This is a genomic window from Butyricicoccus sp. AM05-1 (genome assembly GCF_003474415.1).
Lineage (GTDB): Bacteria > Bacillota > Clostridia > Oscillospirales > Butyricicoccaceae > Agathobaculum > Agathobaculum butyriciproducens.
Map to the genome: position 1 here is coordinate 308,206 of NZ_QUDG01000001.1, position 13,336 is coordinate 321,541.

Genomic DNA, 13,336 nt, shown 5'->3' on the forward strand with positions numbered 1-13,336 from the left:
CACCTCCAAGTTAAAATTCCACGGTCGAAACGCACCGTGGCGCGTATTTGAATTCATCCGTTGACCGTCGGCGCAGGTCGCGCTCTAGTTCGGATGCGATGTAGTTGGCATAAGCCAGACTCGAGTAACGGTCTTTACGCATACCGGATACTTCGTACACCCTGATGTTCTGACCAGCCATCTCGTATTCGAGGTTGATCGTCTCGTTTACAAAGGCGGTAGTCTGGTAGTACGGATGCTGGTATGCAACCTGCTCCTCGACGGACAGCTTGCGGTAAGCCTTGCTCTTTTCGAGCAGCTCAACGCCATCAATTTCGTTGATGAGCAGACGTAGTTTGCCTCGCTTGATGCAGTCTCGAAGGGAAACTGCCATCTCAGAGTTCTTACTAGCACTCGCTTTAATGGAGTACACAACACGCGGCGCATTCGGATTACGGCTGCGGGCAGCCATATTCTCATCGTTAATGCACGACCACGCTTTGTATTCCACTCCTCGGGTCTCGTCATAAAGGTCTTGAACAAGCTGGTCGAAAATTGAGATGCCTACACCATTGGTATCAACTACGACATAATCCACATCCAAATCGTCATAAAGCTGACGGATGCGGATTGCTTGATCTTGACCATGACCACCATCAATGGTCTCCATGTAACACTCATTACGGATATACTGTCCGGAGTTGTTAGGCAGGAGCTGCAACAGGGTGATCGCTGTTGCGTCGTTCTTCGCGCCGCCGGAGGTTGCGATATCGCAGCTCAGCAGGCGAATTTCCCCCGGTTCCTTGCTTGGGTACTTCAGCTTGGGATCGCCAAGTGCCGCATACATAGGCCGCGGATAGATTGGGCGCGTGATGCGCCGTACAGAGTTCAGGTCTGTAAAAGAGAAGAATGCACGTTCAGATTCGCCATAGAATTCTGAGCACATTTCCATGCTCCATGAGATTTCGTTGAAATCATCTTCCTGCATCTCTTCTCGAATCTGTTCCATCGGATAATATCCTGCAGAAACAGGCAACTGATAAGGGAAACCGCACACGATATACGGCTCGCTCTTGATCATCGACTTAAAATAAGCCTTAAATTTCGCCCAGCTGTAATGCCATTTGAAGTATGCCGAGCTGATATAGGTCTCCGTGTTACGTTCCTTTGGATAGTTCTTGTATTTCGGGAAACTGTAAAAGCCCGGGGTACGCTCGCCAGCTTTGAACTTTCTGAGCACCTTATCAATAATATCCTTCGGAATCTGCACGAATTCGTCCGCAATCATCCAGTTTGTACGCGCAGAACGTGAAGAATCACGTGCTGTTACAACTTTGACCACGGAGCCATTTTTGAATTTGATATACGCCTCGCTAGGCGTCACCTTGTAATCTTCAATCTCGTTCGTTAGATTGGGCGAGTCAGGCATGAACTTTTCGACTATCTTGTTCAATAGGTTCGTTGACTGACTTCGGACGCCGGCTGCGACAGTGACTTCCAGACCGGGATACAAAATGCATCGAACACAAATAGCCGCCGCCACGATCATGGACTTACCCATGCCGCGAGAAGCGATAATCATCACATAGGTGTTCAGACAGATTAAGTCCAGTAGAATGCACTGGAACATCGCCAGCCATTTCATGCCGAGATAATCCTGAGCAAAACGATGTGGATTAGCTCGATAGAAACTAACCCACTTGCACATACCTCGTTCAATTTTTTCAGCTTTGGTGGCATCCATCAGGCATCACCGCCGTTCTCTTCTCCGGCTTCCTTTTCTGCCAGAAGGTCAACACCCTCCATAGCGCGATTCATAATGGCGTCAAAGACGTCCTCATCATCGAGATCCTCCAAATCAGGGTCATCGACGCGATATTTGTTCATTTCGTCCTCGTACATCTTGGCGTGTCGGTTCTTAATGCCAAGCATATGGCACAAATGGCCGAGGAAGTAAATGCTGATGAGACGGATGATACCGTCCACATCCTTCCACTCTGGAAGCGGTTCCGGAATCGGGTCGTGATCCTCGAATCGTTTAATCATCTTTCCGAGCGGGATTTCCGACTCTCGATCCTTTGCTTCAACGATTTTCGGCGTCAGAGCAGCACGGTCGAGTGTCTTCTGATAGGTGTCGGTCAATTTCTGATAGACGTCCACCTTGCCGTCCAACAGCATCTTGTTCTGCTGCAGCTTGATGATACAGAGCTCGCGAACCAGAGATTGCTGTGATTTGCCTTTAACGACACACTTCGCCAGCCAGTCCTCATACTCATTCTGCAAGAATTCATACTCGGTGGCGGTAAAGTTAAGCCCCCACTCATTCATCAGTTCCTTGGTTACTTGGAAATCTGTCTGCTGAGTAGGGGTTTCGGTATCTTCATAGGTCTGCAAAGCCAAGTCCTGTTCCTCACGAATCGTCGAATCGTAAGTCTTGCTGTCATAAGCGTTAAGGTTCAGTTTTGCGATATAAGCCGACATACGGCTCTTATGTGCTCCCATCTCTTTGGATGCTTCAACCAGAGTAGGGGAGTAGTATAGATCAAACTTCATGCAGATACGCCGAATCGCCGTGTCTGCATCGAACATTTCCTGATAGCGGTCGAACAGCGCATCAATACAGCCGCGGCAGACAGGAAGTCGGCCGCTGTTGTTGCGATACAGCATTGTGTTCGGTGCATTGTAAAAATCAGTCGCGCGGGAATATTCCGTCCCGCAGCAGACGCATCGCTTAATCTGGTGCGGCTTTACTGCGGGTGTGAGCTTGTCTTCTTTTTTAGGGATGGTGGGAATCTTAGGCACTAATGCCATTAACCCTCACCACCTTCCGCCTCCTGCATCGTAGCGTAGAACTGGTCGGAGGCTTCGTTCAGCTTCGGGAAAGCAGTGAATCGTACCGTGTGCTTAGTCGGTACAATGCGCTTCTTGCCATCAGAACCCGGGAAGTTGTCTACCATCTGGTAGGATTTACGCTCGTGGTTTTCAAACTTGCCGAAATCCGGCAGCGAGAGCACCTCGCATTCCTTGAGAAGCTGCTTAATGCTATCCAGCACGCTGTTTACAACCTTCTTGCTGTCTTCGTAAGCCATCTCATACAGTTCGGAGTGCTTCGAATACAGCGCAGCGTAATACAGCGTGTTCTTATCTTCTTTCTTCTTGGCTCTTGCCATGCTTTAATTTTCCTCCAGTTTGAGATAATACACGGCATCGCGGCCATAGTCCTGCTCGAAAGTCATCAGGAGCTGGCTCGGCTTAGCATAAAGTCGCTTGCCATGTGCATGATTATCCGAACCGCAAAGAGCCGGCGCGATCATGCTGTCCACACCGAATCGGTCAAGCGATTCTGCATGGTGCTTGTCACCCATGATGGCAATATCCACCGGAGTGCCAAGGTCGCGCGACAGCAGCATATTCGCCGTCACGCCAAAGTCTCGAACAGTGTCCAGATCGCCGTGTGTAGAAACAACGGTCTTGCCGCCGATGAAGTCTGTGATGAACTCCTCGCACATCGGGCAGACGTTGATGGTATCGTCATCCTTGAGTCGTGTTGCCAGCCACCAAGGTATGATTTTCTCCATGTTATCGGCGTGGATGCTTTCTTTTTTGTTCTGGACGGTTCGCATATGATTGCCGTAAGTAGAAAACACATCTACACGGTCTACAGCCGCAGAGATCTCATGAATTGCCTCGGCAAGAATTTCTGAGACGCGCATCAGCTGGTCACAGGTGTTCTCGACTGATTCCAGTCGCACCGTAGGATGAATTGCTCCATGAGCAAAATCGCCCAGCAGATGAATGTGCAGGTCGGTGACCTGATGCATCAGCAGACGCTCTACCGTCTCATCAACCAGGCGGCGGACACGCTGAGCGCATACCTCTGGGTTATAGCTATTGAACGGGTTGTCGCATACCATGCCATAGTGCCAGTCGGTCAGGACAAGCAGGGCTTCCGTTCCGAGGCGATGGACTTCTCCCGCTCGAGACAGCGGAACCAGTGGTTTGCTCATATTGAGCTGCTCAGCTGAGCGGATAATACACTCGTGCAGGCTTTCTTCGCGTGCCTTTGCGTTGACTACGCGGGTCAGTGCCTGACGCTGGTCGTAGAACTTGCGCTGTTCCTTGCGGAGCTCAAGCTCGCGCTGTTCAATCTCGTGAAGCTGAACACTGTTATCGGTCAGCTTATCGCGGTTGGCTTCAAAGAGTTTGCAGAATGCCGCATAGTCCTTGCGGTACTTGCTCTCGGTGTACTGGTAGCCAAGCTGATAGTTCAACAGGTCAGCGACGTCCTGCCAAGAACCAATCTGCTCTTTGATGTTACCGATACGATAAATGTAGGCGTACTCGCTCTCATCTTCTTTTCTGAGCCAGTCAGTCTTCACGCATTAGCCTCCTCGGCAAGGGCAGCCAGTCGTGCGCGGCGACGGTCGATAACGTCAAGCAGTGCAGCGGCGTCCTTGTTATGTGGAATAACGCGGAGGTACTTCTCTTCTTCGCACAGCCAATACTTGCCGGTGGCGGTACGCGGAACACGAAGCTCGGGATAAAGTTTGTAGATAGTGGCTCTCTCAGCCTTGGAAATTCGGATCAAATCGTTATGTCTCCTTAATTTTTGATAGGTTAGAACGACGAAAAATCGCTTTCTATACCACTTTGGAGAAAAATAAAAAATGGGGCGATTCCCGAAATTTCGGAATATCGCCCCATTTTTATGTGTCATACTTCTCTCGATTTTTTATGTCAACTTGTCATTTTCTGCTTTTTCTCGATGTTCGCTCGGAGGATCTTCGCAATTTCCTGCATAGTGTGAGGTCGATTTCGTTCTTTGCGACGTTCTTCTTTTTCTGCTTCGTAGAGCTCTTCGAACACACGGCGTTTTGCCTCATACGCCTCAAATGTATAACCGTACAGCTTTACACTACCTGTCAGGCATTCGGTCGCGATCTGAATTGGCTCACGGCTCGTCTCGAGCATCTCGTAGAACGAAGAGTTCGCCGTCCCGAACAAAGAATCGAAGAGCAGCTTACTCACGTCTGAATTTTCTTCTTTCTCCATGTCACGCAAGATAACATACATAGTAGCCGTATTGCATTTGTATTTTCCAACATATTCAATCAAATCTCGCTTAATTTCCTTGATTTCATCCCAGTATGCTTCGTAACGTTCATTGGCATCATGATTATCTCCATCTTTAACAGGAGATGCCAGAGCTCCATAAATGGAAGCTATCTGTCTGCGAGCATCCCGGACAGCTTCGATGAACTTCCGTGCCAGCTCATACCGCGCTCCGGCCGTACCGACCATTACCGGGTCGATTACATAACTAAAGGGCTTGTTTGCTTTGTACGAGCCTCTCCAAAACCGGCAGCGGTTGATTGTGTGCTGAACGTAGTCCATCGTGGTTTTGTGAAACAGATAGGCTTTCTTTTCGCTGTCGTAGTATCCTTTACGGCGAGCCAGCGTCCCGAAGAAGTTCGGTTTAATCGCGCGACCCTTGTCGTCGCGGCGCTCATACTTAGCCTTCAGTCGCTTATACTCGTCGCGGTTGTTTACCACGAATTCTTTTTTTGCTTTGTCAATTTCCAGGCCACTCATGACATCCAGCATAGACGTGTCATAGTAAATCTCAGCCACATCCTCAAAAGCCGCGCCGCTGTTGAGCTTATCCCAAAGCAGACTGTTAAGCTCCTGAGAAAGGTTGATAATCTCGCCGATCATATTTTCGCTAGTTTTGATGTCGAGGTCTGTCTGCTGGGCACTGGTATAAGCACGCTTGGTTTTTTTAGACTCAACCAACGAAGTCGGAACTTTGAAGAGGGAGTAATTCTTCTCAGCCGCTTTAATCAGCATTGGATCGTCAGTCAACATACATGTGTCCGAGTCAAAATCAGCGCCTGACAATCTTTGTAAAATATTTTCGCCGATAGAATTCAAGCATACGATTTCTTCTGTTAAGTTCATATACCGGCGCACTTCAGGCACATACAGGTTGTCCGCCAGCAAGATATTCCCCTGACACACATGCGGACTGCGCGACCCCAACAGACGCTGACCTTCATCAAACCGCAGTGACATCACATGACCGGCCGGGATAGACGACTCGCCGTCGAACTGCCCGATAGACGCTTTCAGCATTTCCAGTGGATTGCCGACCAGAGTCGAATAATTACCGTTGACCAAAACATGTCCGCGACGGATGTTGTTCTGATACGCACGAATCAGCCCGTCTCGGAACTCGGCATACATCTGCGTCTGTGCGAATCTGTCGTTGATACCCAACAGACGGAAGATAATGTCGTTTCTGGTCAGCAGGGGAGATTTCATCTCACTAGCCGCCGACTGCTGTTTCAGATGATAGCGCATAACCGCCGGATTGTTCTTCAGCTGTCGCATGTACTCGATGGACGGCTCGAGGAACTCATCCACCTCTTCCTGCGACATCTGCAGAGTATTCAGCAATTGATAATGGGTAGACACCATACGTCCGTCAAAGAAGTGCGTCTTCTTCTCATGCTTTACCACACCGAACATAGGGTCGGTGCGCTTCAGCCACTCGCGCAGCCGGCCAAACTTCAAATACTTAATGCTGGACGGCGTAGTTATCAGCTTGATGTCCTCTATGGACTTCGCCAACGTGAATCCGTTCAGCTGCTCGATTTTCGTAATCCCGTGGTCAGCAAGGAACTGTTGAATGTTCGCGTTGAAGCAGCAGGACTTGAAAAATCGGTTCCGGAGCAGCAGCATGCCGTACTGCTCGTACTTGGGGCCAAACAGGGACTTGTCCATCAAAGACTGACCGTCCCAGATGCTGTTCGTGATCTCGACGTGCTCGGGGCCAGACACCAGATGACCGTCTTCACGCACTCTGGTCGCGATAACGTCATCCGTAAACGTGCTCTCAAAATCATCGATTACCAGAAAGTTCTCCGGCCGCACCTCCAGCGTGTCCACAATAGAGCTTGCCGTCAGCGCGATATAGCTTTCCAGAGCAGCGAGGTCAATCGCCTGTCCCGGCTGCACTTTAATGCCGCACATCTCCCACTTGTGCATAGCAGGGTAGAGGCGTTCGTCGATGTACAAACATTTGCCGACACGAGAGGAACCGGCCGACCGCTTGTAACGAACATAATGGATGCCGTCACAATAGAAGCCTTTTTCGTAAAGCTCCTCGCGGATGTCAGCAACACTAACCTCAGTGGCAATGTTAATCTTCGCTTTGTACTGGCCGTCTTCCAGATAAAAATACTTGCCGAGTACGGAAGGGGGTAGGGGGTTCTGGACATTCGTGTCACACTGGATGGCAATCAGCTCGCCGTCGACAACATACGCACAGTCATCCATATTCTCGGCAATCTCATCGTATCGCCAGCCGTTTTTGATGTACAGCGTCTTGCGGATACGATTGAATGCCTTGACGGCGTAATGCGCCGTCACGTTGATAACACGGTGGGTGTATTCCTTACCGCCCAGCTCAAAAGAGAAATTCCTGCGGCGGTATACCCGCTCGTAGACATCTCTCAACTTGAGCAGGTCGAGCGAGTAATCCAGCGTGTTTCTGAATCGCTTCAGATTGAACCCGCCGTCCGAAGACCGGATGTTGTATCCGATCTCGGTTGGACGGTCATAGTGGTTTGCGAGGTAGACATCCTTGCCGTCCACACTTGGAATGTATACGGCATTCGTCATTCAGTCACCTCGCCACTGTACTCGGCGCGGAGACGATCACGCATAGACAAGTGCGCGTCAGGGTCGCCCGCTTGGTAGTAACTCATTTCGAGCCAATATTCACTTGGCTCAAGATCTACCTATACAACTGCGTACCCGCAGACATCATCTGCTGTCATGTTGCAGGAGTTGTAGCGCGAGCAATACTCGCAGTCATCGTGGATGCAGTGGTTTTTCTTCATTTGGTTTTCTCCTTTTATTGGTTTTCTGGCGGCAAAAGCGGCCGCCTCGCTCTCCTTATTTGTGTTTGCGTTCATAATATTTTGCACTTCCTTGAAAATTAGTTTTCTGGTTTCTTGCGTCGTTTTTTATATTTGCCACGCTTCCGCACCAGAAACAGAGGTTCAAGCTCGGCGGCTATCGCTTTGTTGCCGGTGTAAAATACGCGGGGGTTTAACATAATGCTTCCGACCGGCAAACCGTGGAACGGTTCTTTCAGCCGGGTCATAATCGTCTCCGTTCCTTTGCTGGTTCGGATGACTTGGTTGTAATAGAGGCTGGTCAACTCTCCGTAACCGCTTCGCTCATAGCCGCCAGCGGCACAAAGCCGAGCGGCGGTAAGAGGAGCCACCAGAAACGGATCATCCTGAAAGGGGTTCAGACAAAACACGTTGAAGTCCTTATGCAGATAAGGAAGCATCGGAAGCAGGTATTTCAGCCCCAGACTCATGGACTCAGTCCTATACATCTGTGCGATAGAGGAGAAATACATCCTCACATACCTGAAACCGCTTTGCTCCGCTTTCGTAGACTCGCGTCGTGTAATCTCACCCCTGCGAAACAGGTCTTGGTTGAACAACCACTCGCCGCGGTCATTCTGCCAGATGAAGTCTCTCTCTCGGAACGTCCTCAGCATCCCTTGAACAACTGGCGCGGTCAGTTGGAACACCTTTGACAAATAGTTCACGATGTCCGGCGGATACACATCAGCCGCAATCATCAGGTGCTTATCCGTAGTAGTCAGGAGCATCATCAGCTTTTGCGCCTCGGTTGGTGTGACGTCATAATAGCTCCCGCCTTCGAGCGGGACGCGTAGCCAGACGAAAGAGCCATAGGCCGGAGTGGCTGTTGAAACATCTCGCTGATAAGGTTTCGCGACTGGATTGGCTCCGATATCTCTAATGCGTGCTTCAAAGAAGTCCGGGTCGAGATAACGGATATCCTTTGGCTCAAGTCTCACCTTGGGGTTGTAGTACCGCAGCACCGAGGTCGGAATATAAGCCCGCTGTCCATTGCCCTCCAGCGTGAAGGGAACAACGGCGGCGAACTCATGTAAATCAGCCCCGGCGTTGGCTATGTCACGCAGGGTCAGCTCGGCCAACTGCGTTTTTTCTGGCTGGGATTTACCCATGTTGCTTCCCGTCCTTCCAAATCGAACTCGCGTCCTTCCAAATCAAACTCGTCGTCCTTCCAAATCAAACTCGTCGTCCTTCCAAATCAAACCCTAATCATAAATACACTAATCATAAATACACTAATCATAAATACATAATCAAAAATACTTAATCATAAATACATAGGCTGAGCTGGGCAGATTTTGAAAATGCCAGCCAGAGAAATGGAGAAATGGAATCACGCGGAATGAGGCTCACTCAGAATGAGGCTCACTCAGAATGAGGCTTACTCAAGAGGAGCGTCACGCTTCGTCTGAACGATTGGTCGGTATATAAATGCGCGGGGTAGAGAACTGACATTGGCTGTGTCGGCGAATCAGATGTGCTTCTTCAAGTTCCTTAAATATCTGCAGCGCTTTCTTCTCTCCACAAGAGATGTCGTTCATAACATCTTTGAGAGAGTAATAGATGAATGGCTCGCCATCTTCGTCAATCCATTCTGGCCGGCTTTTTGATAGCTGCATTCGATAGAGCATGAGAGAATACAGGATCTTCCCAGCCGGAGAGACAGACTTGAGGTCAGGAGTTACGGGGATAGGGATGAAATCGAATCCGCTGCGGCCATCGTAACTGCGGAACTTCGGGTTATTCTATGTCGTGTGGATAGCTGGTCGTTTTGCCATCTGGATACCTCCTCCGCGGGGTAATTGGATTTTTTTGCTTCTATTAACTACTATACAAAAAAGGCGTTTTTGGGACGCGGAGTTGAAGAAAAAGATGCATAAAGATTGAGAATTCTTTTGTGCATGTTGCTTAATGGAAAAATAGCTAGCTGAAGTAGGTCTTCTGGCTGGCTTAGACCTATGCAGCAATACTGAAATAGATAAAGCCGACCATTAGACATTGGCCGGCTGTATTTATGACTGGATACGCCCCTGGGATAGAGTAGGTATGGATAGATGCGCCTGCTGTCGAAGAACCATTTTTGTTCTGGCGGCAGAATTGAGCTGTAATCGCTTTTGACATATTGATGGGAAATTATACCACGAGAATACAAAAAGCCAGTACGGAGCATCCTGAGGCGAATACGGGGCATTGTAGGCAATATGTGGAAATACAGGAGGATAGAAGCAGTGCACAGGCGGCTTATAGAGGGTGTATGCGACGGGTCGCTCGGGGCAATTATTTAGTAGACTGTAAGCTATGGGAATACAAGCGAGTGTGGTGCTGTGTAGGACTACGGTAATAGTATTTCCTTCTGGCGGGAGATAAGGAAGCAATGGGTTAGCTACAGGTTTGTTTAGCAGCTGTATGACAGGAGCTGTGGTAGAGCTTGCGTAGAGCTTCTGCAGAGCTCCAGTAGAGCTTCCTGGCTGGCTATACTCGAGCTGACGGTTACAGCAGATTATAGGAATGCACCTTTTTCGAGTGTTCGGGAAAAGAGAGATGGCGAAAACTCGGGAACAGCGCACGAAATTGAGGAAACGGGGTTTGAAGAAGGGAAAAGGGAGGGGAAGGAGAGCGAAAGTTCGGGGAAAGAGGGGGAAAATATGGGGTAGAGTGAGATGAGGCAACTACCCTTCCTGAAACTGGTAAAATATCTGGAAAAGTGTAAAATATGCCCCCTATGATAAAAAAGAAGCATTTACACTGCTGAAAAGTACCGGAACGCTGTTTTATAGTATACTCGAAAAGTCGATTTTCGGATCAGGCCCGTTCTGTGTATTTTTGTGCATTCTGTGCTTTTCTGTGCTTTTTCGCCCTGTGGGAAACCCTGTGCATAACTGCTTTTCCTTGTGGATAACTCCATACAATATAGTTTTCAATACTACGTCGCTTGGTGTACTCTGTCCGCATATGCAGGGCGTGACAGAGGGCGAAAATTTCAAAAAATCGGCGCGCAGCACGACAGAAAAAATCTTTTTTGCGCGCTTTTTCTGATTTTTTCAAAAAACTTTTCCGCGCTCAAAACCCCTGTTTTCGCCTGTTTTCGCTTGTTTTGCGAACCCCTACGCGCGCGTGCGTTTTCATTATCTTTGAAAAAATTGCCCCAAAAATTTTTTGAAAAAAAGGGTTGACAAGGGGGTACACCCGCGCTATAATGGAGACACTCCAAAAGGGGGGTACACCCCAAAGACACCCGCTGTGCGGTGTACGGTATCCGGTTCGAGAAGTCGAACGTTTAACTGTGCTACGCCGTTCACGGTGAAAAGGGCGGTTAAACTCCGTTAGGTGTCCACCTTGTGAGAAGTCATAGCCCCCGCGGACAGCATTCCGCGGACAGGCGTCGGGTATAGCACCCCGAACGTGCACGCCGAAAGTCGGCGCGGTATCGGAACGCGTATAGCGTGCATTATGACGAGCGCGGACACGGTGTAAACCGTGTAGCGCGGACAGTGCGAAAGACCTGTGAACCACAGCGTACACAGTACGGGCACACAGTGCCAAGCGGAACGCAGTTCGGAAACACCGCCCAAAGCACCTTGAAAACTTAACAGGCGTGAAAGCTACTTTTCAAGCGCGGAATGCACCGCGCGGATAAAGTAGCAATGCGAAAACCTTAACCCTCTTTTTATATGAAAAGTCGCGCGGGGACATTCCACCGTTGCAATGCTCATTTGCAAACCACGGCGGAAAACCCCTGTAAAGTGAATGTGCGGTGTAGCTATCATCTGGTAAAGCCGTAAAGAAAACCTGTCAAGCGCGGAAAAGCGGAAAAAATGGTTAAGTAGTAGCGTGGAAAAAGTAGCGTCTCTGGTAGTCCGTGCTATACCGGAAGTACGACAGGAAAGACTTAACGCCTGCCCCTGTTCCGCTCTGTGAAAACAGCTAAGTCCGGTTTGAAAAACACGCTTTTCCCGTGTATGGATGAAAGCCTATGCACGAACCGCGTCCAAAGTGGCACTTGGGGCGGGGGCACTACGAAAGCGGGGTGTAAACCCCTTTAGGAATCGGCGGACGCAAAAACCTAAAAGCGCAACAGTACGATATTTTTGTATCTTTTACAAGCGCACAAGCTACGACTTGTGCGCTTTCTAAAGGACACAAGTCCCGACACAGAAAACCATATACACAACAGAAAGAGGTATTTATTATGACTAAGAACAACACTACTGCAAAGGCAACCTTTAGCGCAAAGACCCTAAAAGCTATGTCCCTGTCCACCCTCGAAACCCTGTATAACAGCGCAGACACCAAGCCCGCGCAGAAAGAGAAGGTAAAGGCTGTCTACACTGATAAGGTAAAGGAAGCAAACACCAAGACCCGCGCCGACTTTATCGCTGAGTCTGCAAAGGGCACGGCTGAGGAATTCCTGCGCAAGCAGTTTATCACGGCACAGCGCGTAAAGGACGACGATAACGGCCTGCGCACCGTAGAAGTAAACGTTCGTATTCCGTTCACCGCTATTGACGCCTTTATGAAGAAGGAAAAAATGCCGGAAAAGACCCTCGCACATGACGCGGAATACTTCGAGTATATTCAACGGTTCGCTGACAATATCGCCCTGTATCACGGCGATATGCTGTCCGATGAAAACCGCCCTGCAAAGGTGTCGCACCTGCGTTACGGCGTGAATAAGAAGGGCGAAGCGCGTATCATCGACTTCACCGCGCATGATGACAAGGCATTGTATTCTCAGCTTGACACAATCTTCATGATGATTCTTGGCAAGGATACCAAGATTCACCCGACGAACGCAAGCCTTCACTTCATCAAGACCTCTGCGGGCAATGCCAAGCGCAATGTGAACGGCGTCATGAAGATTGATCGAGATAAGTCTATCCTTGGCCTGATCCAGAACGTTATCGCAATGCGCATTGAAGAAAAGTCCTTTGCAGTAGACACCGGCGTAAAGGAAAAGAAGGTATCCGCGCCCAAGCAGACCAAGGCCGAGAAGAAAGCTGAGGACGCAATCGCCAAGAAGGAAACCGGCACGCCTAACGCGCTTTCTGGCAAGGTTGAAGAAGGCAAGAAGGAATCCGTAGCAACCGAGAAGTCCGTGGCCTGCGCACGCAAGAATTCCGTTATCACTGCCAAGCCGGACGCCAAGACCGCACGCAAGAACCGTGCAATCGTAGAAAAGGCACGCAAGACCACCGCCAAGACCGCCAAGTAAACGCAACCGCTTTTTCATAATCTGAAAGTATACGAAAACAGTATGCAATACATAGCAAAAACAGGCGTGTCGCAATAAACCGGCACGCCTGAAAACACAAGCAAAAAGACCGCAGGGAAAGTGCACCCTTTTTTAGAATAAATCACCGTCTGCACAATTTGAAAAATCCGCGCAAGCGTGATAT

General features: G+C 49.4%; 10 protein-coding genes. 1 reads left to right on the forward strand and 9 read right to left on the reverse strand.

Annotated elements, in window-relative coordinates; genetic code table 11:
* Positions 1-10: 10 nt before the first annotated feature.
* The 9 genes from DW088_RS01675 to DW088_RS15655 all read right to left on the reverse strand — a co-directional run bounded on the left by DW088_RS01675 (position 11) and on the right by DW088_RS15655 (position 10,985).
* Complete coding sequence (locus DW088_RS01675; protein ID WP_118359037.1) at positions 11-1,723, reverse strand: hypothetical protein; 1,713 nt, start codon at positions 1,721-1,723, stop codon at positions 11-13.
* Entirely contained in the window at positions 1,723-2,790 is a 1,068-nt protein-coding gene (locus DW088_RS01680) for a hypothetical protein (RefSeq protein ID WP_118359039.1), read from the reverse strand. The genes DW088_RS01675 and DW088_RS01680 overlap by 1 nt, the downstream gene beginning before the upstream one ends.
* Entirely contained in the window at positions 2,790-3,149 is a 360-nt protein-coding gene (locus DW088_RS01685; RefSeq protein WP_118359041.1) for an HU family DNA-binding protein, read from the reverse strand. Before DW088_RS01685 ends, DW088_RS01680 begins: the two co-directional genes overlap by 1 nt.
* 3 nt (positions 3,150-3,152) lie before the next feature.
* Entirely contained in the window at positions 3,153-4,358 is a 1,206-nt protein-coding gene (locus tag DW088_RS01690; RefSeq protein ID WP_118359043.1) for a hypothetical protein, read from the reverse strand.
* The gene (locus tag DW088_RS01695; RefSeq protein WP_118359045.1) at positions 4,355-4,567 is read right to left on the reverse strand and encodes a hypothetical protein; all 213 of its coding nucleotides are present in this window, start codon (positions 4,565-4,567) and stop codon (positions 4,355-4,357) included. Before DW088_RS01695 ends, DW088_RS01690 begins: the two co-directional genes overlap by 4 nt.
* Positions 4,568-4,716: 149 nt before the next feature.
* Complete coding sequence (locus DW088_RS01700) at positions 4,717-7,662, reverse strand: hypothetical protein (protein ID WP_118359047.1); 2,946 nt, start codon at positions 7,660-7,662, stop codon at positions 4,717-4,719.
* Between the two features lie 319 nt (positions 7,663-7,981).
* Entirely contained in the window at positions 7,982-9,052 is a 1,071-nt protein-coding gene (locus DW088_RS01705; protein WP_118359049.1) for a hypothetical protein, read from the reverse strand.
* 285 nt (positions 9,053-9,337) lie between these two features.
* Positions 9,338-9,637, reverse strand: a complete 300-nt coding sequence (locus DW088_RS16675; RefSeq protein ID WP_442861167.1) for a replication initiator protein A — start codon at positions 9,635-9,637, stop codon at positions 9,338-9,340.
* Positions 9,638-10,742: 1,105 nt separating this feature from the next.
* Positions 10,743-10,985 carry a hypothetical protein gene (locus tag DW088_RS15655; protein WP_147356531.1) on the reverse strand — a complete coding sequence of 81 codons (243 nt, stop codon included), beginning with the start codon at positions 10,983-10,985 and terminating at the stop codon, positions 10,743-10,745.
* A 1,144-nt stretch (positions 10,986-12,129) separates the two neighbouring features.
* Between DW088_RS15655 and DW088_RS01715 the strand changes: the two genes are divergently transcribed.
* On the forward strand, positions 12,130-13,152 hold the full coding sequence (locus DW088_RS01715) for a hypothetical protein (RefSeq protein WP_118359052.1): 1,023 nt from the start codon (positions 12,130-12,132) through the stop codon (positions 13,150-13,152).
* Positions 13,153-13,336: the final 184 nt, after the last annotated feature.